Origin of the sequence: Janthinobacterium sp. SUN026 (assembly GCF_030397625.1) — a bacterium.
In the GTDB taxonomy this organism is placed as follows: domain Bacteria; phylum Pseudomonadota; class Gammaproteobacteria; order Burkholderiales; family Burkholderiaceae_D; genus Janthinobacterium; species Janthinobacterium kumbetense.
On the sequence record NZ_JAPQNU010000002.1, the window covers coordinates 307,998 to 331,950 of the forward strand.

The following is a 23,953-nucleotide window of genomic DNA, read 5'->3' on the forward strand; positions in this document are numbered from 1 at the left end:
GGCCTCCCATGTGCGGCATCAGCGGCATCTTTGATTTGCAGGGCCAGCGCGACATCGACGTGCTGCTGCTGGCGCGCATGAACCACAGCCTGCGCCACCGTGGGCCGGACGAAGGGGGATTGCACCGCGAGCCGGGACTGGGCCTGGCGCACCGGCGCCTGTCCGTGATCGACCTGGCCAGCGGCCAGCAGCCGCTGTTCAACGCCGACCGCAGCATCGCCGTCGTCTTCAATGGCGAAATCTATAACTATCGCAGCCTGATGGCGGAACTGCGCCAGTTCGGCCACCCGTTCCGCACCAGCAGCGACACGGAAGTCATCGTCCACGCCTGGGAACAATGGGGAGAGCAATGCGTGCAGCGCCTGCGCGGCATGTTCGCCTTCGCCCTGTGGGACCGCCGGCGCCACCTGCTGTTCCTGGCGCGCGACCGCCTGGGCGTGAAACCCCTGTACTACGGCGAGGCGGACGACGGCACCCTGCTGTTCGGCTCCGAACTCAAGGCCCTGCTCGCGCATCCGGCCATGCCGCGCGCGCTCGACCCGCTGGCCGTGGAAGAGTATTTCGCCTACGGCTACGTGCCCGAGCCGCGCAGCATCTTCCAGCACGCGCGCAAGCTGCCGCCCGGGCATACCCTGTCCATCCGCGCCGGCCAGCCGCTGCCCGCGCCGCAGCCGTACTGGGATATCCCGTTCACGCCGAACCCGCCCGCCAGCGAAGCGCAGGCGGCCGACGAGCTGCTGGCGCGCCTGCGCGAAGCCGTGCGCATCCGCATGGTGGCCGAAGTGCCGCTGGGCGCCTTCCTGTCGGGCGGCGTCGATTCCAGCGCCGTCGTGGCGCTGATGGCGGGGGCCAGCAGCACGCCCGTCAACACCTGTTCCATCTCGTTCGGCGACCCGGCGTACAACGAAGCGCGCTACGCCGACCTGGTGGCGCGCCGCTACGCCACGGCGCACCACGCGCGCCAGGTCGAGCAGGACGACTTCGAACTGATCGACCTGCTGGCCAACCTGTACGACGAACCGTTCGCCGACAGTTCCGCCATGCCGACCTACCGCGTCTGTCAGTTGGCGCGCCAGCGGGTCACGGTGGCCCTGTCGGGCGACGGCGGCGATGAAAGCCTGGCCGGCTACCGGCGCTACCGCCTGCACACGCGCGAGGAAAAGGTGCGCAAGGCCATGGACCCGCTGCTGCCCGCCGGCTTGCGCCAGTCGCTGTTCGGCACCCTGGGGCGGTGGTACCCGAAGGCCGACTGGGCGCCCCGTTTCCTGCGCGCCAAGACCACGTTCGAAGGCCTGGCGCGCGACACGACGGACGCGTATTTTCACGGCGTCAGCCTGCTGGGCGACGCCATGCGCGCGCGCCTGTTCAGTCCCGAGCTGCGGCGTAGCCTGCACGGCTACCGCGCCGTGGAAGTGCTGCGCCGCCACGCGCTGGCCAGTCCCGCGCAAGACCCGCTGTCGCAGGTGCAGTACCTGGACTTGAAGACCTACCTGCCCGGCGACATTCTCACCAAAGTCGACCGGGCCAGCATGGCGCATGCGCTGGAAGTGCGCTCGCCCCTGCTCGACCATGAACTGGTGGCGTGGATGTCCGGCCTGCCGCCGCAATTGAAGCTGCGGCGCGGCGTAGGCAAGTACCTGCTGAAAAAAGCCTTGCGCCCGCTGCTGCCCGACGCCCTGCTGTACCGCCAGAAGATGGGCTTTTCCGTGCCGCTGGCCGACTGGCTGCGCGGCCCGCTGCGCCAGCGCCTGCAACAGCGCCTGCTGGGCCCCACCCTGGCGCAGTGCGGCCTGTTCGACATGGATTACGTGCGCCTGCTGCTGGAACAGCATGCGAGCGGGCGGCGCGACTACAGCGCGCCCCTGTGGGCGCTGCTGATGTTCGAGTCCTTCCTGCGCCAGGTGCTGCCGGCAGGTGCGCCCAAGACGCCGGCGCCCGCGCCGGCCCTGGCAATGGAGTAAATCCATGCGCATCCTGCACATCCTCGACCACTCGCTGCCCCTGCACAGCGGCTACACCTTCCGCACCCTGGCCATCCTGCGGCAGCAGCGCGCGCTGGGCTGGCACACGATGCAGCTCACCAGTGCCAAGCAGGGGCCGACGGATGGCGCGCAGCAGCTGGTCGACGGCTGGCATTTTTACCGCACGGCGCCCGATGCGCGCTGGTGGGCGCGCCTGCCCGTGCTGCGGCAGGTGGCCGTCATCACCGGCCTGGCCGTGCGCCTGCGCCGGCTGGCGCGGCGGCTCAAGCCCGACATCCTGCACGCGCATTCGCCCGCCCTGAACGCCATCGCCGCCCTCAACGCGGGCCGCGCGCTGGGCATCCCCGTCGTGTATGAAGTGCGCGCCTTCTGGGAAGACGCGGCCGCCGACCATGGCAGCAGCCGGCCCGGCGGCCTGCGCTACCGGCTCACGCGGGCGCTGGAAACCTACGCGCTGCGCCGCGCCGACGCCGTCACCACCATCTGCGACGGCTTGCGGCGCGAGCTGTGCGCGCGCGGCGTGCCCGCGCATAAGATCACCGTCATCCCGAACGCCGTCGATGCGGCCGCCTTCAGCGCCACCGCCGCAGAAGACCACTGGCTGGCGCACAAGCTGGGGCTGCATGGCCACCTGACGATCGGCTTCATCGGCTCGTTTTACGCCTACGAGGGACTGGACCTGCTGCTGCGCGCCATGCCGCGCCTGCTGGCGGCGCAGCCGGCATTGCGGCTGCTGCTGGCCGGCGGCGGCCCGCAGGAAGCGGCGCTGCACGCGCTGGCGGCCCAATTGGGCATCGCCCACGCCGTGGTCTTCGCCGGCAGGGTGCCGCATGCGCAGGTGGCCAAGTATTATCAGTTGATCGACATCTGCGTGTACCCGCGCCTGCCGATGCGCCTGACGGAGCTGGTGACGCCCTTGAAACCGCTCGAGGCGATGGCCCAGGGCCGCCTCGTGGTGGCGTCCGACGTGGGCGGCCACCGCGAACTGATCGAGCATGGCAAGACGGGCATGCTGTTTCGCGCCGGCGACGCCGACGCGCTGGCGCACGCCATACTGGCCCTGCTGCTGGCGCCTGCCAGCTGGCCGGCGCTGCGGCGCCAGGCGCGCGCCTTCGTCGAGACGGAGCGCAGCTGGGACGCCAGCGTGGGCCGCTACGCGCCAGTGTATGCGCGCGCGGCGGCGGCACGCGTGGCGGCGGGAGCGATGCCATGATCTTCACGGGCCTGCGCATCGCGCTGGTCGGCCCGCTGCCGCCGCCGGCCGGCGGCATGGCGAATCAGACGGCGCAACTGGCGCGCAAGCTGCGCGACGATGGCGCGCAGGTGCAGCTGCTGGCCGTCAACGGCCCCCTGCTGCCGCCCTGGCTGGCGCGCATCCGCTACCTGCGCGCCGCGCTGCGCCTGCCCGTGCACCTGTGGCGCCTGTGGCGCGCCGCCAATACGGTCGACCTGTTCCACATCATGGCCAATTCCGGCTGGTCCTGGCATTTGCAGGCCGCGCCCGCGTTGTGGATCGCCAGCCTGAAAGGCAAGCCGGCCCTGCTCAATTACCGGGGTGGCGAAGCGGCCGCTTTTTTCGCCCGCTCGCCGCGCCTGGTGGCCTTCAGCCTGCGCCGCGCCAGCGCCATCGTTGTGCCCTCGGCCTACCTGGCCGGCGTCTTCGAGCGCCATGGCCATACGGCCCACATCGTGCCGAACGTGGTGGACTTGCAGCGTTTTACCCACGCCGCACGTGGCGCGCCAGCATCGGCCGATGGCCCGTGCATCCTCGTGGCGCGCCACCTGGAAAGCCTGTACGACAACGCCAGCGCCGTGCGCGCCTTCGCCCTCGTGCGACGGACCTATCCCACGGCGCGCCTGGTGCTGGCAGGCGGCGGGCCGCAGCGCGCGGCGCTGGCGCGCCTGGCCAGGTCCCTCGGCGTTCTCGATGCCGTGCGCTTCACCGGCCCCGTCGACAACGCCGCCATGCCGGCCCTGTACCAGGCCAGCGACATCGTCCTCAATCCCAGCCTGGCCGACAACATGCCCAATTCCGTGCTCGAAGCGCTGGCTTGCGGCGTGCCGGTCGTCAGCACCAACGTGGGCGGCATCCCCGCCCTGCTGCAGGACGGCGTGACGGCGCTGCTGGTGCCGCCCGGCGAGCCGGCCGCCATGGCGCAAGCCATCGTGGCGCTGCTGCGCGACCCGCCCCGCGCGCGGGCCATGGCAGACGCGGGCCTGGCGCACGCCGCCACCTTCGGTTGGCCCGGCATCGCGCCCCGGCTGGCCGCCCATTACCGCCGCATCCGCGCCGCGCCGCGCCCCGGCGCCTACACGCGCTGCGTCGCCCGCTGGCTGTTTCCCCTGCACGAATGGTTGAAGGGGCACCACAGTGCGCGCCTGCTGCGCCGCCTGGAACGCTCGCAGTGGTGGAGCGCGCAGCAGCTGGAAGCGTGGCAGCTGGCGCGCCTGCGAGCGCTGCTGCGCCACGCGGGCGCGCACGTGCCGCATTACCGCGCCCTGTTCGCCCGCAGCGGTTTCGACCCGGAACAGGTGCGGCAGCTGGCCGATCTGGCGCGCCTGCCGCTGCTGCGCAAGCGCGACATCGCGGCTGCGCGCGACAGTTTCAAGTCCGCCCGCGCCGTGGGCTTGCGCCCGTTCGCCACGGGCGGCTCCAGCGGCGAGCCGCTGCAGTTTTTCTTGGGACGGCGCAGGGTCAGCCACGACATCGCCGCCAAGTGGCGCGCCACGCGCTGGTGGGGCGTCGACATCGGCGACCGCGAAGCCGTGTTGTGGGGTTCGCCCATCGAGCTGCATGCGCAAGACCGCGTGCGCCGCCTGCGCGATGCGCTGCTGCGCACCACCCTGCTGCCCGCGTTTGCCATGTCGCCCGACCGCCTCGACGGCTACGTGCGGCAGTTGCGCCGCTGGCGTCCGCGCATGCTGTTCGGCTACCCGTCAGCCCTGTGCCGCATCGCCAGCCACGCCAGCGCGCGCGACCTGCCGCTCGACGGCCTGGGCGTGAAAGTGGCTTTCGTCACGGCCGAACGCCTGTACGACGAGCAGCGCGCGCAGATCGCCGCCGCCTTCGGCTGCCCCGTGGCCAACGGCTACGGCGGGCGCGACGCGGGCTTCATCGCCCACGAATGCCCGGACGGCGGCATGCACATCACGGCCGAAGACGTGATCGTGGAAATCCTTGATGGCCAGGGCCAGCCGCTGCCGCCGGGAGTGACGGGCGAAATCGTCGTCACCCACCTGGCCACGCAAGACTACCCGTTCATCCGCTACGCCACGGGCGACATGGGCGCGCTGGGCACGCAGCCGTGCGCCTGCGGCCGCGGCCTGCCCCTGCTGCAGAAGATCGAGGGGCGCAGCACGGATTTCCTCACCGCCGCGGACGGCACCGTCATGCACGGCCTGGCCCTCGTCTACATCGTGCGCGAACTGCCGCAGGTGCGCAGCTTCAAGATCATCCAGGAAACCCTGCTGCGCACGCGCGTGCTGCTGGTCTGCCAGCCGCGCCTGGACGACGCCACCCGCGCCGCCATCGTCACCGGCTTCCAGGCCAGGCTGGGCGCGCAAGTGGATGTCGTTATCGAGGAAGTCGACGAAATCGCGGCGGAGGCGTCGGGCAAGTACCGCTATGTGCTCAGCAAAGTCGCCTAGCCAGGCGGCCTACGACGACATCAGATAATTCTTCCCCACCACGCGACCATGCCGGTCCAGTTCTAAGGACCACACCTCCAGTTCCGTGTTCAAGCGGTTCTCGAACCACAGCCGCTCGACGCAAGGCGCGGCGCATGGCGTGGTGGAATACTGTTTGAAAGAGACTCCCGCACGCTCCACATGCGTCGGCGCGCCGAAGCGGTCAAGCACCGCTTGTCGCGTATCGCCCGTCTGGATTTGATAGAACGCCGCCTTGCGGCTGTTGGAAAACACGCAGCATGCGGCGACATACCAGGCCGGGCTGAGGATGAGCAGGCACAGCAGGATTTTTTTAGGCGATATCTTGATTGGCATGCCATATTGTCGATGACTTCATCCGGCGCGACAAGCGGGCCATGCCAGCGAAAGCGAGGCCACAGCTGGCGCAAACAGTGGCGCTGGACGAACCACATAAACTGCAAATCGCGCAGATGCGGTGTTCTTCCATATATTCCTGAAGCAAATCGGGCCTTCTATCTTAAAAGATTGCTATTCATTACTATTTCCCTTATTTTTATTTCAAAATAGTAATGAAGGCCGCTATCCTCGCTATATTGATTTTCCAACACAACCACATCGACGTCTTTTTCAGGAAAATACACCTTAATCGATGCAAATCCCAGGCCTTTTCCCGAGTGGCCTATATATTTGACGGGCGTTGTATCGCTCACATAAACGCCGTAGCCATAACCGTTTTTTCCATCGCCAAAAGCGACATGCTGGCTGGATATGTCGTAACTCGTCATCCGCTGATAGGTTTCCGGTTTTAACATTCTTCCCCGATGCAGATTTTCATCCCAGATCGTCAAATCTTTTGCATTTGAAACAATACCGCCGGCCGGGATGAAGCCGATCCAGTCTTTTCCCTGCACCGGATGCGCCTTCAGCGCGAAGACATTTTCCGTGTTCACATAGCCATTGATGACCTTATTATTCTTATCTTCCTCATAGCAAAAACTGTTCTTCATTCCCAGTTCCTTGAACAAGTCATTTGCTGCCTCGATATACGTTTTCCCGCTGACTTTTTCAAAAATTTGACCCAGCATGGTATACGTTGTCACGCCGTACAGAAAATCCGTTCCCGGCTTGAAGCTCAGCGGCTGGTCGATTTCAGTGATTCCCGCCGAAAAATTGAGCAATTGATGCACGGTCACTTGATCGGCCCAGGCTTGCGGCAGATCGGGCAAGTATCGTCTTACGGGACTGTGCAAGTCTATCTTGCCTTTTTCAACTTCCCTTAAAATCAATACAGCCGTCATTTGCTTGCTATTCGACATAATCCTGAAATTATCGTCCAGCCTTAACGGTATCCTGTTTTCAAAATCCGCATAGCCATACGCTTTCGAGTATTTTGTTTTTCCATTTTTCGTGATGAGAATGACGCCATTAAAACGTCGTGGACTGGTTGCCTGTACCAGCTTGTCAATTTTGGCGGAGTAATCATCGGCCTTTTCCGCATGGGCATGATCGCCAGCCTGGGCATGCACGAAGGCGGATGCCATCAGCAAGAAAGAAAACGCCACTGTTTTTAATGGCAGCAGCGTCTTGTTGTCCGTATTGGGATTTTTCATGGGAAATTGTCGGTCAGTTGTTTATTTCCAGGGAAACGCCGTGCTCGACCGCAGCGTTCAGTCGTCCACCAGATCGAAGTCGGCAAACAAGCCGTCCGCCGTCAGGTAAACCAGCAGCGTGCGCTCCGGCTGGATGCCGCTGGCATGGAAGGCAAGAATGTTGTCCACCTTGCTGCCATGCCGTTCGATCGCGCGGCCTGCAACAGCTTGCTCGTGCAAAAAAGTCAGCGACTTCACATTGGCGAGTTCGCCAATCGCCTGTGTGCCAAAGTTGCTCTTGATGCCCGGCGTGGCAAAATCCGAGTTGGCCAGGGCGCTGCCGCCACGCGCGATATCGGCCAGCAAAGCCTGCACACTCCGGGTACGCGCAGGCTTGGGGTCGGTGCGCGCTTTCAAAGTGTGCATCAGCGGGCCGATGCGCGGCGCCGTGCTGGCTTTGTCCTTGGTCGTCACGACGACGCCTGTCACCTCTCCTTGTGCATCGATGGCGAACGCCAGTTCGCAATTGCGCGATGTCGATTGGAAGCGGTGCGCGCCGGCAGGCACGAAAGTTTCGTCCGGCAAGCCATCGTAAATGCTGCGCAGCCGGCCACCCTGCACATCGAAGGTGCCTATCGTGTTGTTCGCCAACTCGTAGCGGCCCGTGTAGCGGCCGAGCGCCCTGGCATCGATCTTGATGGCGGGGTGCTTGCGCAAGACGGCGTAATCGGCATCCGGCCAGTGGTAGGCGCGGCCGATGGCGTCGGTCAGGCGGTCCATCATGCGGGAATTGTCATTCGCGTTAATCATGATCACGGCGCCCTGGCCCGTGCGGGAAAATGCCGTCAACAAGGTGTCGAAGCCTTCGTCACGCCCGCCGTGCGAGAAGCGTTGCGCGCTGCCGCTGCCGTGCAGGAAGACGCCCAGGCCCGCGTTCTCTATTTGCGGGGTCAGCATCTGTTGCGTCAAGGCTGCCGAGATGACCGGATTCGACGTGCCCGCCAGGGATTGCTGCACGCCGATGGCGAAGCGCGCCAGGTCCGACGCGTTGGTCCATAAACCGGCCGCCGCCATTTCCGGATACACATGCCAGCGTCCCGCCACCAGGCTGCGGTCGGCAAGGTGGCCGCTGGCATTCAGGCGCGCGCGCTCGGCCGGCGGCGGCTGCACATAGGAGCTCTCCTGCATGCCCAAGGGCGTGAGGACCGCGTCGCGCATGTAGTCGGGATACGCCTGGCCGCTGACGTCGGCCACCATTTGTTGCATGACGGTATAGCCGCCACCGGAGTAACGCACCTTGCTGCCTGGAACCATGTCAACGCGGATGGGTGCCGTATTCGCCGGTTGCTCGCCGTTCAGCACCTGGACCACGGTGGGCAGCGGCGCATTGCTGGCGTAGCCGGGGAAGCCGTGCACGGTCAGCCCCGCGTTGTGGCTGAGCAGCCTGCGCAAGGTCACCTTCTGTTCGGCCGTCAGGGCGCTGTCCGGCAGCTTCCACGTGAGCAGCCGGGGATTGACGTCTTCGTCAAGGCCAAGCTTGCCTTGCTCTACCAGGTGCAGCGCCCCCAGCGCGGCTACCGGCTTGCTGACCGACCCGGCCTGGAACAGCGTGTGCGGGCCGACCGGCGTCTTGCCGCCCTTTTCCGTGACACCGTACCCTTGCGCCCTGACAATCTTGCCGTTCTCGATGATGGCCAGCGACAGTCCGGGGATTTGCCGCATCTTCATTTCGGCCTTGACGATGTCGTCCAATGCGTCCGCCCGGGCGCTACTTGCGAACAACAGGGGAAGGACCAGTGCCAGGGGATGAACTCGCATGAACGATTCTTTCAACGGTGATGGACGGATGCCAGGAAGGAAACCTTGACGATACGTCAGCCCGTCCTGCCGCCATGCGGGATTGCGACAGGCCGTCAAATATCAGCCATGGACGGTCATTTTCCCGGATGAATTGCGGCCCGCGTTTGCTGGCGTGCCGAATTCCGGCTGCTTGCCGCCGTTGGCAGGTTTGGCGCCGTTGTGGGGCTTCACGCATCGCTGGCACTTGAAATATTCTGCACCATACTTAGCTCCCAGTCCTTTTGCCATTTTTCTGAATCGTCCTGATCGAACCAGCCGGCTACGTAAGAGGATATTTCATCCGCATCCTGCAAGTTCGATTCTGCCAAATATGAAACTGTCGCTTGAAATCCCGCCCCAATAAAAAATTCCACGCCCATTGATGTTCCGACATCCATATTTATATGCTTTGCTACCCAAAGGCTATGGATATCGTTTGTGCTGCCGAGGCGATAAAGCAAGTAGGCACAACGATAAATTCCTTCGTAAGAATCACCATCATCCTTAATTGTCCCATTCCAAAGCGCAATTCTATACTGCACTTCCTTCTCGAAGACTTGTCGAATTAGCGTGGAGTATGGCGCGAGTGGCCGCTCCAGCAGAATTTTGTAGAGTTGTTGGCGCACCCGCGGCGAGTCGAGTTCACTCTCGCTGTCAGGTGCAAGAAGTCCCTGGGAGTTTTCAAAACACTCAAGAATTTTTTCAGCGCACGAGAAGGATATTTTATTTTTTTCTGCAGACCTATTTTGACTTATCTCAACTTCAACCTGCGCCACAATCTGAGGCGTGATAGGCAATTCTGGCGTATTTTTACGCTTAAAAAAATTCCACATTAAACTTGGCCTTTTAGATCCTGTCCGCCCCCACTTGAGAGCACTTAACTGTCCTGCTTGCGCCCTGTGAAAACCGCCCAGGCAAGGACCACAATGCCCGCAACGACACATCCGGCCAGACTGACGGCGGCGCCAAAAATGTACCACGCCACATCGAATCCGTGACTGTAGAATGTTCCGACAAATAGCCCGCTCACCAGCCAGATTAATACCGCTAATTTCAGCAGGAAGTTTTTTACTTTACGAAGGGGGCGACCAAGGCGCATCTGTTGAATGGCGGCCATGCCCATGGCTAAACAAGCCAAGCCAGCCGCAATTATCAAGCGTGAAAACGAATACTCCATGTCGCAACCTGACTTGTAGCTGAGCCGGCGGGCCCAGAGATTAAAAGACCGGGGGGCTTCAGTGCCGCAGCCCATTCTCGCTTGCAACGACACCGCCGGCCTGAATCCGCATTATGGAACTTGTGTGGCCAGACGAATTGGCAAGCGTCCAGGCGTCCGTTTCTGGCCGGTTGCCGTTATTGGGAATTTCCGCGCCACATGAGACATACGATTTGCTCCGCAACTGTCATTCAGCGATGGTTTGAACGACTAGTCAGGTGGCTGCATTGAATTGCATGCCAGGCGAATCTTCCGGCCGTGAGGAAAATCCAAGTTTTTCGTAGAATATCGACTTGCCTTTGGCACTGAAAAGCTGGACATCTGAAATGCCAGCATCGCGACAATCGTCAAGAATTGCACTAAGCAACGCGGCCCCGATTCCTTGATGTTGAAATTCGGGGTGAACAATCATCTCGGTGACAAACGCATGCAAGCGGCCATCCGAAATGACACGCACAAAACCAACCAACTGGCCGCCAAAATAGGCGGATCGCGAACACCAGGAGCCGTCAAGTGAATCTTGATAGAAAGCAGTCCCGCGCGATATTGGCCCCCAGCCAGTCGTGTCGTACAGGGCCTTAAACGCCTCGGCGCATGGCTGATCGGATGTGTAGTTAATATTCATAGGCTGGATTGCACAATACGGTTCCGTTGGAAGTTATCACGGCGTCATTGAATTTCGCCTGTGCTCGACTGACTGAAGGTGGCAGGAGGAAGTCGCCGTCCTTTTCAGGACCCAGTCCACCCGACCTCCTCTGGCCGCGGCTTAAGGCCAAGGCAGGCAAAGCGATAATAGATTGCACTTGGCGAATTTGCGGCAGGTATACGCCCACTGGCAAGCCGATCCAGCTCCGCAAAGGTAAGGGTGGTTTCGTGCATCGGCATGCGTCCTTCCACATCGTGAAAGCCGGCTATATAAGGGTGGCCGAACTTGACCCGTTCGCAGGCAATAGCCAAGGTGCTCAGTATCAGCTTGCCATGGTACTCCGTGGAAGGTCCATCACGAATGGTCCTTATATGCACCAGTACCCACTCCCCTTTGACTTCCACATGATCTAAATTCAGATATTCGTCATATGGGCATTTATCGGCTGGAACGATCATTGGCGATACATCCCGATAGATATGCAGCCAGCTTTCGGCCCCAGACGACTCTTTTGCAACCTGGGCCATTCGCCCCGGCTCCTGCGCGAATACGGATGTCGCACATGAGGTCAATATCACACAGACAATAATGAATTCTTTGATTCGTGGATTTAAAAACTGCATTCGAATGGTCAACTCTCTGTCACTCATGAAGTCAACGGCTGCTTCTGGCCGCCAGCGGACGATGACAATACCTCAATAAAGATTTTATTACCATCCTGATAAAAAGAGATTTCTCAAGCCCTTATATCACAGCGGCAAGGTGCAGATAAATTCTAAGGTGAACGGAAACAATCACGGCCCGAGCAGCTTTGCCAGCCCTGGCTGATCTTCCGCCGCCACAAACCACCCTGCTAGCGTTGCGTGCGCTGTGCTTGGGCGGAGATTGCGCCACAGCCGAGGTGGTGGCAGCCATCAAGAAATTTCAGCGCTATCTGCCCCTATCGGCGCATTTCTGGCGATCTCGTCCAGATTTTCAAGCACCGTGTTCGTCAGGGGAACACTAAGCCCACGGACGAGAAGGCCAAGCAATCCGATTTCCCGCATCATCGCTTTGCGCTCATCGTAATCGGGATTTTCTGAGTAGTGGAGTACATCCACCGTCTCAAGCACTTTTTCTACCGAAGCGCAAAAATCGGCAAGCTTGCCATATTGCATGTACTGAATCGCATAACTGGCTGAAATAAGCGCATTTTGTGCAAGATCGCCCTCGATATCGCCAAACTCCTCGCTGTCAGGAATTTCCGAATCAAGGGTCGCCAGCATATTCCCCAATACCTGTTCATCTTGAAAGCAGGCCTCCCCATTCAATGACAGTTCGACCATGTTCAAAAAATACCGGGACCTGTTTTCACCATAGCGGACATCGAATTGCTCCATCAATGGCGCCTGGCGCCTGATGAAATTGATCAATACTGCAACATTTTCACGCTGCGAGAGCCTGGCCGCCGCATCAATGATGTGCTGACCATATTTATTTATAAGCAATTGCATTTCACTCTCCTTTTTCTTTGAATTTCCTGTCCAGGCAGGCAGGGCAACGCTGCCATTCCGACGCGATCGCGCACCGGATACTGGAGCCGCCCCAAAGCGCTAGTAACTCGACGATGGGGCCGGCGCCGCGCACGCCCTGACGGTCTTCGCGCTATAGTCGAAATTGATGCTATTCGTGCCCTGGCCACGATACATGCTCTCACCTTCCCCGATGGTCGCCTGCGCGCCCATCTTGCACAGCACGGCCGGTGCACGCTGCGTCCAGTCCAGCCTGCGCAAGGTGGCGATATTCCTGTCGCGCAGCGCAGCGCTCCAGCCCTCGTCCTTGAAGCGCACCGAATAGACCACACCATGCAGCTGCACCCGGCTCGTCCGGTCGATCACATTGCCGCCGTTCTGCAGCACTTCGGCCAGGTCGCTCTCGATGAACTGCATGACGTCGGGACCGCGCTTGGGCGTGTCATTGCGGCCCAGCTGGGAAAGAACGAAGATCGCGAACACGACAAAAAGCGTCAGATAAATTTTTCCATCAAAAAAGGACTTCATTCCCGCTTTCCCATGCCGTTCAGTATGTATATCTGCCCCTGGGCCGGAAACGTCAGGCGATGTCCAGCAGCTTTGCCAGCCCCTGCTGATCCCCCGCCGTCACAAACCACGCCGCCTGCCAGCGCTGCGTGCGCTGTGCCTGGATGGACTCCGGCGCGCACCACGGCGGATACACGCGCAGCGCGCGCTTGCCGCCCTGGGCGGCGCGCGACATGACGCCGCGCTCGATCAGCACGCTGCGCGGGAAGATGAAAAAGCCGTGCCGCGCGCCGTCTTCGTCTGCCACGGCGATGATGACGATGTCGACGGGGTCCGCTTCATCCAGCGGGGCGATGTCGGCGTCGGGATGGGGGCGCTTCCAGACGGTGACGAACTGGCCGATCTTCGTCGGCGTGGTTTTGGCCACACGCAAGACCAGGCGCTTGCCGTGCAGCTCGGCGCGGCAGGCGCCGTAGTCCGCGCTTTCCGCTTCCGGCACAGGGGCTTGCGGCAAGCCCAGGAAAGCCCAGGGACTGGCCTTCATTGCGCGCTGAACTCGGCTGCGGCCTTGGCCGCCCACAGCGCTTCGGCATGGCTGGCGAACGGGCTGTCATAACCGTCGACCTTGCCATCCTCGTCGACAAAGTACAGCCACCAGCCGTCGCCCTGCTCGCGGATGGCCGTCTGGCCCGGTGCGCAATGGGATTCGATGGCATCGCCGGCGGCCAGGGTGGCGATGCGGATGCCGCGGTGAACAATATGCTGGGGTGTCATGGCAAAATAGCTAATGCAAAATAAATAATGGCGATAGTGTAGCCGCCGCGGCCCGTCCTGGCCAGTGCGCTACACTGTTCTTTCACACGGAGGACGACATGGCATCACAGCAAGGCACGGTGGATTTTTTGCTCGACCAGATGGCGGGCGCGGGCAGCATCAGCGCGAAAAAAATGTTTGGCGAGTATGGCCTGTATTGCGACGGCAAGATGTTCGCCATCGTCGCCGACGACCAGCTGTTTATCAAGCCGACGGACGCGGGCCGCGCCTGGATCAGCGCACAAGGCACGCTGCAGGAAGCGCCGCCCTATCCGCAAGCCAAGCCGTATTTCCTCATCGATGGCGGGCTGTGGGACGAACGCGACTGGCTGAGCCAGCTGGCGCGGCGCACGGCGGACGCCTTGCCGCTGCCGAAACCCAAGCCGCCGCCCAAGCCTAAAAAACAGGTGTCAGCTGGTTAAGACGCTGTTTTCGCACGCCTTGCCCTGGCGGAAGCACGCGAGGTTGTGATACGTGATGGCAGCGATCTCGCGCAGCGCTTCCATGGTGAAGAAGCCCTGGTGGCCCGTCACCAGCACGTTCGGGAAGGTCATCAATCGCTGGAAGATGTCGTCGTCGATGATGTCGGACGAGCGGTCCTGGAAGAACAGATTGCTTTCCTGCTCGTACACGTCGATGGCGAGCGAACCGAGCTGGCGCGATTTGAGCGCTTCGATGACGGCGCCCGTGTCGATCAGGCCGCCGCGCGACGTATTCACCAGCATGGCGCCCTTCTTCATCAGCGGCAAGGTTGCTTCGCTGATCATGTGGCGCGTGCTGTCCATCAGCGGGCAATGCAGCGAGACGATGTCGGACTCGGCCAGCAGCCGCGGCAGCTCCACCATCGTGCCCAGGTCCGCGAACGCGGGCGCCGGGAACGGATCGTGGCCCAGCACCGTGCAGCCGAAACCCTTGAAAATGCGCGCCGTGGCCAGGCCGATCTTGCCCGTGCCGACGATGCCGACCGTTTTACCGTGCAGGGTGGCGCCCAGCAAGCCGTCCAGCGAGAAATTGCCTTCGCGCACGCGGGCGTAGGCGCGGTGCGTGTGGCGGTTCAGGGTTTGCACGAGGGCCAAGGTGTATTCGGCCACGGCTTCCGGCGAGTAGGCCGGCACGCGGGCGACGAACAGGCCCAGGCGCCTGGCCGCTTCCAGGTCGAGGTTATTGTAGCCGGCGCAGCGCAGCAGGATGGCGCGCACGCCGTAGCCGTGCAAGGCTTCCAGCACGGGCGCGTCGAGCACGTCGTTGACGAAGACGCACACGGCATCGGCCCCTTGCGCCAGGACCACGGTTTCCTGGCTCAGCAAGGCGCTGTGGTAAACCAGTTCGATGCCGGCGGAATCGGGCTGGGCCGGCAAGGCTTCGTCGAAGAAACGGCGGTCATAGGGCTGGCTGGCAAAGAAGGCGATTTTCATGGGGAGTCCTGGAACTTGCTGGATGGCAAAACATTATCATAGCGCAAGCGCCCTGCCCCACGCCGTACGCCTGGCGCCGCCGGCCGCCTATTTGGGTTCGCGGGGCAAGGTCAGCGCGTGGCGCAGGTAGGCCGTTTCCTCGGCGTGCTGCGCGTGGTAGCGCTCGCGCGCGGCGCGCATGGCCGCCTGGTGGGCGTCGATGCCGGCCTGCGTCAGTTCCACGCCGAAGTCCGCCGGCGGCGGCTCCGGGCCGCCGAACAGGCGCGCCAGGATCATGCGCCCCACATTGTCCCGGTAGTGCGACGCTTCCCAGTAATAGCGCATCTCGCGCGCGCCCGTCACTTGGGGAATCGGCTCGCTGGTGATGCTGTTAAAGCCGGAAAAATCAAGCAGGCGCACGTCGCAGCCCTGGCGCCGGTAGCGTCCGGCCATGTTCGCCAGGTCGCGCTGCCACGCTTCCATGGCAGCCCACTTGCCGCGCCAGTACAGGGCGTCGAGGGTGAGCGCATGCGTGGGATTGATGTACAGGCGCAGGCGCGTGCCGCCACGGCACAGTTTCCCCACGCTCGCATCGAAGGCGTGCAGCGCGGGCGCCGTGGGGCCCAGGCCGTCGCTGAATTCCTGCAGGCGCGGCGTGAAAGCGCGCGCCGTGCCGGTCCAGGTACGGTTGCGGCTGGTGAGGCAGGATTCGTCGCGCTGGCCGTGCAAGGCCAGGCTGGACAGGCACACGCCGTCATAGCTGCCGCTGAGGATGCGCCAGGTGTCGCGCGTCATGTCGACAGTCAGGCCGCGCTTGATGTTGAGCAAGGCGCGCCGCGCGAAAAACGCGGGGCCGGGGTCCGTGAGGCCCGGCTCCACGCCGGCCGAGCCCAGTTCCAGCGAGAACGAAGGCGCGTCGATGCCCCACACCATGGTGTCGACATGGCTGACCCTGGCCGCATGCTCGGCCAGGCGCATGGCTTCGCCGATGGAGGCGCCCGACACGGCGCTGTTGAAGACGCTCTTGCCTGCGAACAAGGTGCGCACGCGATGCGTCGGCAAGCCCATTTCCGTGCGCGAATTGCCGATGTAGACGACGGCCGGCCGGTAGCGCGCCACGGCATACGTCTTGCCCCACACGCTGAGCTTTTCGGTCGTCGGCCGCAATCGCTGCAGCAGCGGGCTGTCCCACTGGTGCAGCAGATACGGATCGACGTGGTAATTGACGGCGGACACGAGGGCCAGCGCGGCCAGCACGCAGGCGAAGAAGATGGCGAGATAGCGGCGGGCGGTGGTATCCATGGTCAGCACGGGAAGTAGCAAAATGAGTAGAGAAATGGCGTTCAGCGCCGGATCAGCGGCCCGTCCAGCACCCGCCGCGCATAGGCCGCCTCGTGCGCGTGTTCCACGCCATAGCGGTCGCGCGCCGCGCGCATGGCCTCCTGGTGGTCGTCGACGTTGGCCTGCGTCAGTTCCACGCCGAAATCGGCCGGCGGCGGCGTGTCGCCGCCGAACAGGCGCGCCAGGATCAAACGGCCCACATTGTCCCGGTAATGCGACACTTCCCAGTAATAATGCATGTCGGGCTTGCCGCTGACGAGCGGGGTCGCTTCCGTCGTGATGCTGTTAAATCCGGAAAAATCATGCAGGCGCACGTCGCAGCCGTGCAGGCGGTGGCGCTCGACGAGCTGCACCAGTCCCCGCTGCCAGGCTTGCATGGCATCCCACTTGCCGCGCCAGTGCAGCGCGTACAAGGTCAGCGCGTGCGTGGGGTTGATGTACAGGCGCAGGCGCAGGCCACTGCGGCACAGCTTGGCGATGCTGGCGTCGAGCGCCAGTGTCGAGGGCGGCGTCGGCCCCAGTCCGTCGCCGAATTCCTGCAGCCGCACGGGAATGGCGTCCTTCGTTCCCAGCCAGTGCCGCATGCCCTTGCGGGTGCACGTCTCGTCGCGCTGCCCGTACAGGGCCAGGTTGGAGCGGCAGACGTCGCCGGCCTTGCCCGTGAGGATGCGCACGCTGTCTTCCGTCATGTCCAGGGTCAGGCCCCGCTTCAGGTTGACCAGGGCGCGCCGGGCGAAAAAGCCGTGCTCGGCGCCCGTCAGGCTGTCTTCCACCCGCGCCGCGCCCATGTCCAGGGAAAAAGTGGGCGCGTCGACGCCCCACACCATGGTCTCGACGCGGCTGACCCTGGCCGCATGCTCGGCCAGGCGGATGGCGTCGCCGATCGAGGCGCCGGACACGGCGCTGTTGAAGACGCTCTTGCCGTCGAACAAGGCGCGCACGCCCGTCGGCAAGCCCAGTTCCGTGCGCGAATTGCCGATGTAGATGACGGCGGGACGGTAGCGCGCCACGGCGTAGGTCTTGGCCCAGGCGCCGAGCTTTTCATTGAGCTGGCGCGGGCGCTGCAGCAAGGGGCTGTCCCACTGGTGCAGCAGATAGGGATCGACCTGGTAATTGAGCAAGGAGACGGCGCCCAGCACCAGGCCGACGCAGGCGAAAAAGCCGGTGAGGTAATGGCGGGCGGCGGTGTCCATGTTCAGAACTGGAAGTAGAGAAATTCGGTGACCCGGTTCATGCCGAAGATGCAGGCGATGAACAGCGCGGCAAAGCCCACGCTCCAGCGGCGCGTGGGACGCCAGCTGAAGGCCCAGCGCCCTGCCGGCTGAAAGATTCTTTCAATGGCAGGCTCGTAGAGAAAGAATATTTCTTGCGTATTCGGCGCCTTGAAGGCCAGCAACATCGCCGCCAGCAGCACGGGCAAGCCCGGTCCCGCCAGTTCGATCCAGCGGATGCCGTCGAACGCGGGATGCATGCCCCACTGCGCCAGGCTGGCCCCATGGCTGGCCAGGCCGCGCGGCAGGCTCACGCCGTTCGCGCCCACCAGCGCGCCCGCGATATCCCAGGCCGTGGCCACGTCGGGCGCGCGGAAAAAGATCCAGGCCAGCATGACGGCAAGAAAAGTCAGCAAGCCAGGCCACCAGCGCAGCCAGCGGTACGCCCGCGCCGCGCCGAACACCCGCTGCCACGCCTGCTGCAGCACCAGATACAGGCCGTGCAAGCCGCCCCAGATGACGAAGGTCCAGCCGGCGCCGTGCCACAGGCCGCCCAGCAGCATGGTCAGCATCAGGTTGCGGTAGCGCATGGCCTCGCCGCGCCGGCTGCCGCCCAGGGGAATATACAGATAGTCGCGCAGGAAACGCGACAAGGTCATGTGCCAGCGGCGCCAGAAGTCGGCGATATTGGCGGCCTTGTACGGCGAATTGAAGTTCAGCGGCAATTTCACGCCGAACAGGCGCGACAGGCCGATGGCCATGTCGGAATAGCCGGAAAAGTCGAAATACAGCTGGAAAGTGTAGGCCAGCACGCCGATCCACGCTTCGATCAGGGTGGGCGTGGCGCCGGCCGCGAAGACGGGGATGGCCAGCGGCGACAGGTTATCGGCGATCAGCACCTTTTTTGCCAGGCCGATGGTAAAGATCGACAGGCCGATGGCGAAATTGGCCGCGCGCGGGTGGGCGTTGGCCGGGTCGGCGAATTGCGGCATCATGTCGCGGTGGTGCAGCACGGGCCCGGCGATCAGGTGCGGAAAGTAGCTGACGAACAGCACGTAATGGATGAAACGGTATTCGCGCACCTCGCCCCGGTAGCAATCGACGAGGAAGGCGATCTGCGTGAAGGTAAAGAACGAGATGCCGATCGGCAGGATGATATCGAGGCCGGACCACGGCAGGCTGCCAGCGCCAGCACCGGCAAGCCCGGCGACGGCATTCACGCTGTCGATGAAGAAGTTCGCATATTTATAGTAGGCGAGCAAACCCAGGTTCAGCGCCAGCGCCGCCAGCAGCACGCGCTTGCGGGCCGCGCCTGCGCGCGCGCCGATCAGGCGCCCGGCGGCGTAATTGACGCAGATGGACGCCAGCAGCAGCGGCAGGTAGCGCACATCCCACCAGGCATAGAAGAACAACGATGCGCCGGCCAGCCAAGTGGCCGGTGCCAGGCGGCGCCAGCTGGCGGAGGCGCCGGCGGTGGCCCAGCGGTCCAGCAGAAAATAGCCGGCCAGCACGATGGGCAGATAGCCGAACAGGAAGGCGAAGGAATTAAACAGCATGTTGCCTCCTGGCCGGCAGCGACTGCGCCTGGTAATAACACTCGGCGATCTGCGCCGCCACCCGTTCCCACGTAAAACGTTCCACCAGCGCTTGCACGCGTCCGCGTCCGGGGGGCAGCGCCAGCAATGCGAGGATGGCCTGGCGCTGCGCGGCGCCATCGTCCCAGCGCACCTTGCGCAGCGCAAACGCGGAATCGGGCAAGTCCAGCGCGCTTTGCGCCGTCATGACGACAGGCGTGCCGGCCGCCAGCGCTTCGAGCACGCTCAAGGGAAACACTTCGCCCTGGCTGGGCAAGGCCGCCACGGCCGCCGCATGGTAGGCGCTGGCCAGCAGCGGGTCGGCGTGGTCGAGCGCGCCCAGCCAGCTGACGTGCGGCAAGTCCAGCAATTGCTGCAGATACGCTTGCTGTTCGCGCGGCGCGGCGCCGATCAGCACCAGGGGCAAGCCGGCGCCCGCCAGCGCCTGGGCCAGACCCAGCTGGTTTTTATACGGCGAAATGCTGCCCACCATCAGCACGAACGGCCCCGCGATGCCCGTCTCGCGCAGGAACAGGTCGCCATTGGCCGTAAAGAAATGCGGGTTGATCCCGTTCGGCAAGACGCGGATGGCTTGCGCCGGCATGCCGAAACCGTGCACGATCGCGTCGCGCTCCGCCTCGCCCAGGGCGATCACCACGTCGGCCAGCTGCAGGGCGCGCCGCGTCTGCGCATAGCTCGTCTGCACCATCCACTCCGTCAAGCGCCCCGCCAGCCGGTCGGCCAGCCGCGCGCGCCAGGCATTGGCCCGGCCCCAGCCCGGCGACAGCAGCGGCGACAGGACCACGGGCACGCCTTGCTCGCTGGCCATTTCCATGATGCGGTAGGTGCCATTGCTCGCCGAAAACACGTGCAGCACGTCGAAATCGGCCAGCCGCTGATGGTTGGCGTCGACCAGCTGCACGGCCAGGGGACGCGCCGGCAACTGGGGCAGCCGGTTCAGCGCGGCAATGGTTTCGCGTACCTGGATCTGCAAGCCGCCGTCGCGCTGGAACAGCATCGGGTAGGACAAGATACCGACACGCATGGTCATCCTTTCGTCCATTTGACTGCCAGCCAGCGTCCCGCCAGCTTGCGTTGCAATAACAAAAATTCTCCGGCCAGCTCATGCTGCAACAGGAAAATCCCCGCCAGCCAGCACAGCAAGGTGACGAGCGCCGTGCCCGCCAGCGCCAGCAGCGCCGGCGTGTCCACGGGCAGCCACAGCAGCGCAGCGACGGGCGCGACACTACTGACGCCGCAAAGCAGCAGGCTCTTGCGCAAGGCCCGCGCCAGGATGCGCCAGTCCAGGGCGCTCAAGCGCCGCAGACAGCCGTAGTTCAGCCAGCTGCGCAGCACGTTGCTGAGCACCACGGCCCAGGCCACGGCCACCAGGCCGAACGGCGCCGCGGCCAGCAGCAGCGCCACCTTGATGCCGCCGGCGCAGGCATCGAGCCGCACTTGCGCCTGCAGCTGGCCCGTCGCCACGAACAGGTAGCGGGCCATGCTGAACATGCTATACACGGCCGAGGACAGGCACATGATGCGGATCAAGGGCACACAGCCTAGCCATTGCGTGCCATACAACACCTTGACCAGGGGCAAAGCCATGCAGGCGAGAAAGAGAAAAAACGGCCAGGCCAGCGCCGTCATGTAGCTGATCGTGCGCAGATACACGAGTTCCGCCCCGCCCTGCCCCCCTTCCCCGCGGGCACGCGCCGCGAACAGGGGAAACACGACGGGAGAAATGGCGCTGGTGATGGCCTGGTTGAAGATATTGAGCACGCTTTGCGCCTTGCCGAACAGGGCCAGGCTTTCAATGCCGATCAGCTTGCCGATGATCAGGTCCGGCGCCGCCACGCCCGCCTCGTCGACGAGGCCGCCCCCCGTCGCATACGCGCCAAAACGGCCGATGGCGCCCATGCCCCGCCGTCCCGGCAGCCACGGCAGCTCCTTGGGACGCACCAGCAGGCTCACCAGCAGCGACGCGCAGGAACCGGCCAGCGCCGCCCACACCATGCTCATATAACTGCAGCCCTGCAGCGCCAGCAGCACGGCCACCAGCAGGTTGACGGCGCTATTGGCCGCATTGATGGCGTAGATGGCGCGAAAGCGCAGTTGCCGGCGCAACATCGGCAAGGTCAGCGCGCTGAACGGGATCAGGACAAAATTGATGGCCAGCAGGCGCAGCACGAGGGTCAGCCGGGGTTCGCCATAGAATTGCGCGAGCGGCGCGCTGGCCAGCAGCACCACGCCCGCCAGCAGCCAGGCGACGAGCAGGCTGGTGGCCAGCGCAGCCCGCAATTTCGCCATGTCGAGCTGCTTTTCCTGGATCAGGTATTGTCCCACGCCAAAGTCACGCACCACTTGTGCCAGGGCCACCAGCACGGCGCCCAGCGAATACACGCCCACCTCGGCCGGCGTCAGCAGGCGCGACAGCACCATGGTGGCGATGATGCCCAGCAGCAGCACCGTGTATTTTTCGGCGAAGGAAAAGAAAAACGAATGGCGGGTGGCGTTCATGCCCGTGACCGGCGCCTACACGAGGCCGGCATAGAACTGGCGCAGCTGGCGCTCCAGGCGCGGCATCGAATAGCGCTGCACGGTTTCTTCGCGGGCCAGCCGTCCCATGCGGGCGCGCCGTGGCGCATCCATCAGCAGCTGCGCCACGGCCGCGCAGGCCGCGTGCTCGTCGTCCAGCGGCAGCAGCAAGCCGCCAACGCTGTCGTGCAGGATATCGTGGGTGCCCGGCACATCCGTCCCCACGGCCGGCACGCCGCACGCCATCGCTTCGATGGTGGCGATGCCGAAACCCTCATTTTTGCTCAGCAACACATGCAGGTCGAAGGCCGGCATCAGCCATTCGACGCGCTGCTGGAAACCGGCAAACACGACCCTGTCCTGCAAGCCCGTCTGTTGCGCCTGCAGCCGCAGCATGGCGTCCAGCGGCCCCGTGCCTACGAACACCAGATACAAATGGGGAAACCGGGGCGCCAGGCGGGCGAACAGGGCCAGCAGCGCTTGCGGGCGCTTCTGTGCGGAAAGCCGCGCCACGCAGCCGAGCACGAGCGCGTCCGGCGGCAGCCCCAGCTGCTTGCGCGCCAGTATTCTCCGTTCCGGCGAGACGATGAAGGTCTCCGTATCGACGCCGTTGGGAATCACGGCCAGCCGCGTGTCCGGCGCCAGCATGTCGCGGTACAGGTCGAGGAAATGCTGCATGGACGAGGCCGACACGGCGTACACGCCCTTGACGGTGCGAAACGCTTCCTGCAACCGGGGCCGCTGCCAGTCGCTGAACGGTTCCAAGGGAAACGCATTGTGCACGCTGATCACGGCCGGCAGCCGGCATTGCCGGGCCAGCCACAGGATGGAAGCGCCATAGCTGGTCCAGCAAAACGCCACGTGGACGATATCGGGCCGCAGCCGCCGCAGCCGCCACGCGCCCGTGACCCTGGCGCGCAGCCAGTTCCAGCGCCGCCAGGCCCAGTGTTCGAGAAACAAGGGCGGCTCATACACGCGCACCTGCAGCTGCTGCGCGCGCAAGCCTTGCGCCCATTGGCTGAAACCGGGAAAGCGCCGCAGGGCCAGCACGCTGTCATAACCGTTCGCGCCCAGCATCCTTGCCTCTTGCGCCATGCGCAGCTCCATGCCGCCCAGCTCGCCCGAATAACTGCTGATGACGATGCGCGGCAAGCGTTTGCGCCGTCCCCGCCACGCTTCGTGGAAGAAACCGCGCAGCCAGGCCCGTTCCCACTGTCGCAGGAACAGGTCGGCGTGGTCGCGCCGCAGCCAGGCCCGCACGGCGCCGAGGGTATCGCGCACGTATCTGCCCAGCATCCAGCGCGGCACGCCGAGCAACTCCACGCTGGGGGCGAAGGTCGCCAGCCGGCATTGGCCCCGGCCGAACAGCATGGCGCGGCGCAGTATCCAGGCGCGCCGCACTTGCGGGACGCGGATGATGTGCGCCACACGCGCCCGCGGACAGAACCAGGAAGGATTGCCGGCCGCATGCATCTCCAGGTTGAGCCGGGTTTCGCTGCCCATGGCGTAATTGGCGCCCTGCGGGCCGATGCTTTCGTCATAACGGGCGCCCGCCTCGAAGATGCGGCGGCGTATCGCCATGTTGGCGCCCCAGACGAGGCCCGGATAGATGGGGGCGTCGCGCAAGTCGGCGCTGGTGATGCCCCACGTCAAGCCGACCGGCGTCAGGCGCAGCAGCCACTCCTCCGGTTGCTCGCGCCAGGCGGGCACGATGGCGCCGCCGAACAGGGCGTAGCCGGGGTGGGCGCGCGCGCTGTCCTGCAGGCGGCACAGCCAGTCGGATGCGGGCATGGCGTCGTCGTCGCCAAACACGAACAGCTCGCCGCCATCCCCCCCTTGGCGCAGGGCGTGTTCGACGGCGCCGTTCAGGGCGGGACTGCGTCCCCGCCGCGCCACGTAGATATAGCTCAAGGGCAAGCGGCCGCGAAAGGCGGCGATCACCTGGGCCGTGGCGTCGGTGCTGCCATTGTCGGCGATGACCAGGCGCCAGCCGCCCCTGGGCGACTGCAAGCCCATGTAGGCGCGCAATACCTGGGGCAAGGTGCCGGCGCCATTGTAGGTCGCCATGAGAACGGTCAACAAGGACATGCCTCCTTGGTCTTACCATGACAAAACTGATTGGCAGTTTCAACAACGCCGGGCGG

At 64.1% G+C, this 23,953-nt stretch carries 22 protein-coding genes; 4 read left to right on the forward strand and 18 right to left on the reverse strand.

Features of this window, described 5'->3' with window-relative positions; genetic code table 11:
• Window positions 1-8: 8 nt before the first annotated feature.
• From OX459_RS11160 to OX459_RS11170, 3 genes are read left to right on the forward strand one after another with little or no spacing between them, the layout of a single operon-like run.
• Window positions 9-1,961, forward strand: coding sequence for an XrtA/PEP-CTERM system amidotransferase (locus OX459_RS11160; RefSeq protein ID WP_289905056.1), 1,953 nt, complete (start codon window positions 9-11; stop codon window positions 1,959-1,961).
• A gap of 4 nt (window positions 1,962-1,965) precedes the next feature.
• Entirely contained in the window at window positions 1,966-3,195 is a 1,230-nt protein-coding gene (locus OX459_RS11165) for a TIGR04063 family PEP-CTERM/XrtA system glycosyltransferase (RefSeq protein WP_289905057.1), read from the forward strand.
• Window positions 3,192-5,630 (forward strand): glycosyltransferase, encoded by a 2,439-nt coding sequence (locus tag OX459_RS11170; RefSeq protein ID WP_289905058.1) that lies wholly within the window; start codon window positions 3,192-3,194, stop codon window positions 5,628-5,630. The genes OX459_RS11165 and OX459_RS11170 overlap by 4 nt, the downstream gene beginning before the upstream one ends.
• Before the next feature lie 9 nt (window positions 5,631-5,639).
• On the opposite strand, the gene OX459_RS11175 is transcribed toward OX459_RS11170, so the two are convergent.
• From OX459_RS11175 to OX459_RS11225, 11 genes are all read right to left on the reverse strand, one after another.
• Complete coding sequence (locus OX459_RS11175; protein ID WP_099668072.1) at window positions 5,640-5,984, reverse strand: hypothetical protein; 345 nt, start codon at window positions 5,982-5,984, stop codon at window positions 5,640-5,642.
• Between the two features lie 158 nt (window positions 5,985-6,142).
• Complete coding sequence (locus OX459_RS11180; protein ID WP_289905059.1) at window positions 6,143-7,240, reverse strand: serine hydrolase domain-containing protein; 1,098 nt, start codon at window positions 7,238-7,240, stop codon at window positions 6,143-6,145.
• A gap of 57 nt (window positions 7,241-7,297) precedes the next feature.
• Window positions 7,298-9,037: a serine hydrolase gene (locus tag OX459_RS11185; protein WP_289905060.1), complete on the reverse strand. Its 1,740-nt coding sequence runs from the start codon at window positions 9,035-9,037 to the stop codon at window positions 7,298-7,300.
• Between the two features lie 209 nt (window positions 9,038-9,246).
• A complete protein-coding gene (locus OX459_RS11190) occupies window positions 9,247-9,891 on the reverse strand; it encodes a hypothetical protein (protein WP_289905061.1) in 645 nt (214 codons plus the stop codon).
• A gap of 44 nt (window positions 9,892-9,935) precedes the next feature.
• A complete protein-coding gene (locus tag OX459_RS11195; protein ID WP_289905062.1) occupies window positions 9,936-10,235 on the reverse strand; it encodes a hypothetical protein in 300 nt (99 codons plus the stop codon).
• A 253-nt stretch (window positions 10,236-10,488) separates the two neighbouring features.
• Window positions 10,489-10,899 carry a GNAT family N-acetyltransferase gene (locus tag OX459_RS11200; protein WP_289905063.1) on the reverse strand — a complete coding sequence of 137 codons (411 nt, stop codon included), beginning with the start codon at window positions 10,897-10,899 and terminating at the stop codon, window positions 10,489-10,491.
• A 104-nt stretch (window positions 10,900-11,003) separates the two neighbouring features.
• Window positions 11,004-11,570 carry a hypothetical protein gene (locus OX459_RS11205; protein ID WP_289905064.1) on the reverse strand — a complete coding sequence of 189 codons (567 nt, stop codon included), beginning with the start codon at window positions 11,568-11,570 and terminating at the stop codon, window positions 11,004-11,006.
• A 264-nt stretch (window positions 11,571-11,834) separates the two neighbouring features.
• A complete protein-coding gene (locus tag OX459_RS11210; RefSeq protein ID WP_289905065.1) occupies window positions 11,835-12,413 on the reverse strand; it encodes a hypothetical protein in 579 nt (192 codons plus the stop codon).
• Between the two features lie 99 nt (window positions 12,414-12,512).
• Complete coding sequence (locus OX459_RS11215; protein ID WP_099393589.1) at window positions 12,513-12,959, reverse strand: hypothetical protein; 447 nt, start codon at window positions 12,957-12,959, stop codon at window positions 12,513-12,515.
• A 52-nt stretch (window positions 12,960-13,011) separates the two neighbouring features.
• A complete protein-coding gene (locus OX459_RS11220) occupies window positions 13,012-13,482 on the reverse strand; it encodes a MepB family protein (protein WP_289905066.1) in 471 nt (156 codons plus the stop codon).
• Complete coding sequence (locus tag OX459_RS11225) at window positions 13,479-13,712, reverse strand: hypothetical protein (protein WP_251348841.1); 234 nt, start codon at window positions 13,710-13,712, stop codon at window positions 13,479-13,481. The genes OX459_RS11220 and OX459_RS11225 overlap by 4 nt, the downstream gene beginning before the upstream one ends.
• A 98-nt stretch (window positions 13,713-13,810) precedes the next feature.
• Here OX459_RS11225 and OX459_RS11230 point away from each other — a divergent pair, with 98 nt between their 5' ends.
• Window positions 13,811-14,173 carry a TfoX/Sxy family protein gene (locus tag OX459_RS11230; RefSeq protein ID WP_289905067.1) on the forward strand — a complete coding sequence of 121 codons (363 nt, stop codon included), beginning with the start codon at window positions 13,811-13,813 and terminating at the stop codon, window positions 14,171-14,173.
• Here OX459_RS11230 and OX459_RS11235 read toward each other — a convergent pair.
• The 7 genes from OX459_RS11235 to OX459_RS11265 all read right to left on the reverse strand — a co-directional run bounded on the left by OX459_RS11235 (window position 14,162) and on the right by OX459_RS11265 (window position 23,891).
• The gene (locus OX459_RS11235) at window positions 14,162-15,166 is read right to left on the reverse strand and encodes a 2-hydroxyacid dehydrogenase (protein ID WP_289905068.1); all 1,005 of its coding nucleotides are present in this window, start codon (window positions 15,164-15,166) and stop codon (window positions 14,162-14,164) included. The genes OX459_RS11230 and OX459_RS11235 overlap by 12 nt on opposite strands.
• An 87-nt stretch (window positions 15,167-15,253) precedes the next feature.
• Window positions 15,254-16,447, reverse strand: coding sequence for a hypothetical protein (locus OX459_RS11240; protein ID WP_289905069.1), 1,194 nt, complete (start codon window positions 16,445-16,447; stop codon window positions 15,254-15,256).
• Window positions 16,448-16,488: 41 nt separating this feature from the next.
• On the reverse strand, window positions 16,489-17,679 hold the full coding sequence (locus OX459_RS11245; RefSeq protein ID WP_289905070.1) for a hypothetical protein: 1,191 nt from the start codon (window positions 17,677-17,679) through the stop codon (window positions 16,489-16,491).
• A 2-nt stretch (window positions 17,680-17,681) separates the two neighbouring features.
• On the reverse strand, window positions 17,682-19,253 hold the full coding sequence (locus tag OX459_RS11250) for an MBOAT family O-acyltransferase (protein ID WP_289905071.1): 1,572 nt from the start codon (window positions 19,251-19,253) through the stop codon (window positions 17,682-17,684).
• A complete protein-coding gene (locus OX459_RS11255) occupies window positions 19,243-20,316 on the reverse strand; it encodes a glycosyltransferase family 4 protein (protein ID WP_289905072.1) in 1,074 nt (357 codons plus the stop codon). The genes OX459_RS11250 and OX459_RS11255 overlap by 11 nt, the downstream gene beginning before the upstream one ends.
• A gap of 2 nt (window positions 20,317-20,318) precedes the next feature.
• On the reverse strand, window positions 20,319-21,791 hold the full coding sequence (locus OX459_RS11260; protein WP_289905073.1) for a lipopolysaccharide biosynthesis protein: 1,473 nt from the start codon (window positions 21,789-21,791) through the stop codon (window positions 20,319-20,321).
• 15 nt (window positions 21,792-21,806) lie between these two features.
• Complete coding sequence (locus OX459_RS11265) at window positions 21,807-23,891, reverse strand: glycosyltransferase (RefSeq protein WP_289905074.1); 2,085 nt, start codon at window positions 23,889-23,891, stop codon at window positions 21,807-21,809.
• Window positions 23,892-23,953 lie beyond the last annotated feature (62 nt).

Bases quoted from the DNA above. Each gene is read 5' to 3' on its own strand.
- OX459_RS11160 (WP_289905056.1), top strand. From the start codon at position 9: ATGTGCGGCATCAGCGGCATCTTTGATTTGCAGGGCCAGCGCGACATC.
- OX459_RS11165 (WP_289905057.1), top strand. From the start codon at position 1,966: ATGCGCATCCTGCACATCCTCGACCACTCGCTGCCCCTGCACAGCGGC.
- OX459_RS11170 (WP_289905058.1), top strand. From the start codon at position 3,192: ATGATCTTCACGGGCCTGCGCATCGCGCTGGTCGGCCCGCTGCCGCCG.
- OX459_RS11175 (WP_099668072.1), bottom strand. From the start codon at position 5,984: ATGCCAATCAAGATATCGCCTAAAAAAATCCTGCTGTGCCTGCTCATC.
- OX459_RS11180 (WP_289905059.1), bottom strand. From the start codon at position 7,240: ATGAAAAATCCCAATACGGACAACAAGACGCTGCTGCCATTAAAAACA.
- OX459_RS11185 (WP_289905060.1), bottom strand. From the start codon at position 9,037: ATGCGAGTTCATCCCCTGGCACTGGTCCTTCCCCTGTTGTTCGCAAGT.
- OX459_RS11190 (WP_289905061.1), bottom strand. From the start codon at position 9,891: ATGTGGAATTTTTTTAAGCGTAAAAATACGCCAGAATTGCCTATCACG.
- OX459_RS11195 (WP_289905062.1), bottom strand. From the start codon at position 10,235: ATGGAGTATTCGTTTTCACGCTTGATAATTGCGGCTGGCTTGGCTTGT.
- OX459_RS11200 (WP_289905063.1), bottom strand. From the start codon at position 10,899: ATGAATATTAACTACACATCCGATCAGCCATGCGCCGAGGCGTTTAAG.
- OX459_RS11205 (WP_289905064.1), bottom strand. From the start codon at position 11,570: ATGAGTGACAGAGAGTTGACCATTCGAATGCAGTTTTTAAATCCACGA.
- OX459_RS11210 (WP_289905065.1), bottom strand. From the start codon at position 12,413: ATGCAATTGCTTATAAATAAATATGGTCAGCACATCATTGATGCGGCG.
- OX459_RS11215 (WP_099393589.1), bottom strand. From the start codon at position 12,959: ATGAAGTCCTTTTTTGATGGAAAAATTTATCTGACGCTTTTTGTCGTG.
- OX459_RS11220 (WP_289905066.1), bottom strand. From the start codon at position 13,482: ATGAAGGCCAGTCCCTGGGCTTTCCTGGGCTTGCCGCAAGCCCCTGTG.
- OX459_RS11225 (WP_251348841.1), bottom strand. From the start codon at position 13,712: ATGACACCCCAGCATATTGTTCACCGCGGCATCCGCATCGCCACCCTG.
- OX459_RS11230 (WP_289905067.1), top strand. From the start codon at position 13,811: ATGGCATCACAGCAAGGCACGGTGGATTTTTTGCTCGACCAGATGGCG.
- OX459_RS11235 (WP_289905068.1), bottom strand. From the start codon at position 15,166: ATGAAAATCGCCTTCTTTGCCAGCCAGCCCTATGACCGCCGTTTCTTC.
- OX459_RS11240 (WP_289905069.1), bottom strand. From the start codon at position 16,447: ATGGATACCACCGCCCGCCGCTATCTCGCCATCTTCTTCGCCTGCGTG.
- OX459_RS11245 (WP_289905070.1), bottom strand. From the start codon at position 17,679: ATGGACACCGCCGCCCGCCATTACCTCACCGGCTTTTTCGCCTGCGTC.
- OX459_RS11250 (WP_289905071.1), bottom strand. From the start codon at position 19,253: ATGCTGTTTAATTCCTTCGCCTTCCTGTTCGGCTATCTGCCCATCGTG.
- OX459_RS11255 (WP_289905072.1), bottom strand. From the start codon at position 20,316: ATGCGTGTCGGTATCTTGTCCTACCCGATGCTGTTCCAGCGCGACGGC.
- OX459_RS11260 (WP_289905073.1), bottom strand. From the start codon at position 21,791: ATGAACGCCACCCGCCATTCGTTTTTCTTTTCCTTCGCCGAAAAATAC.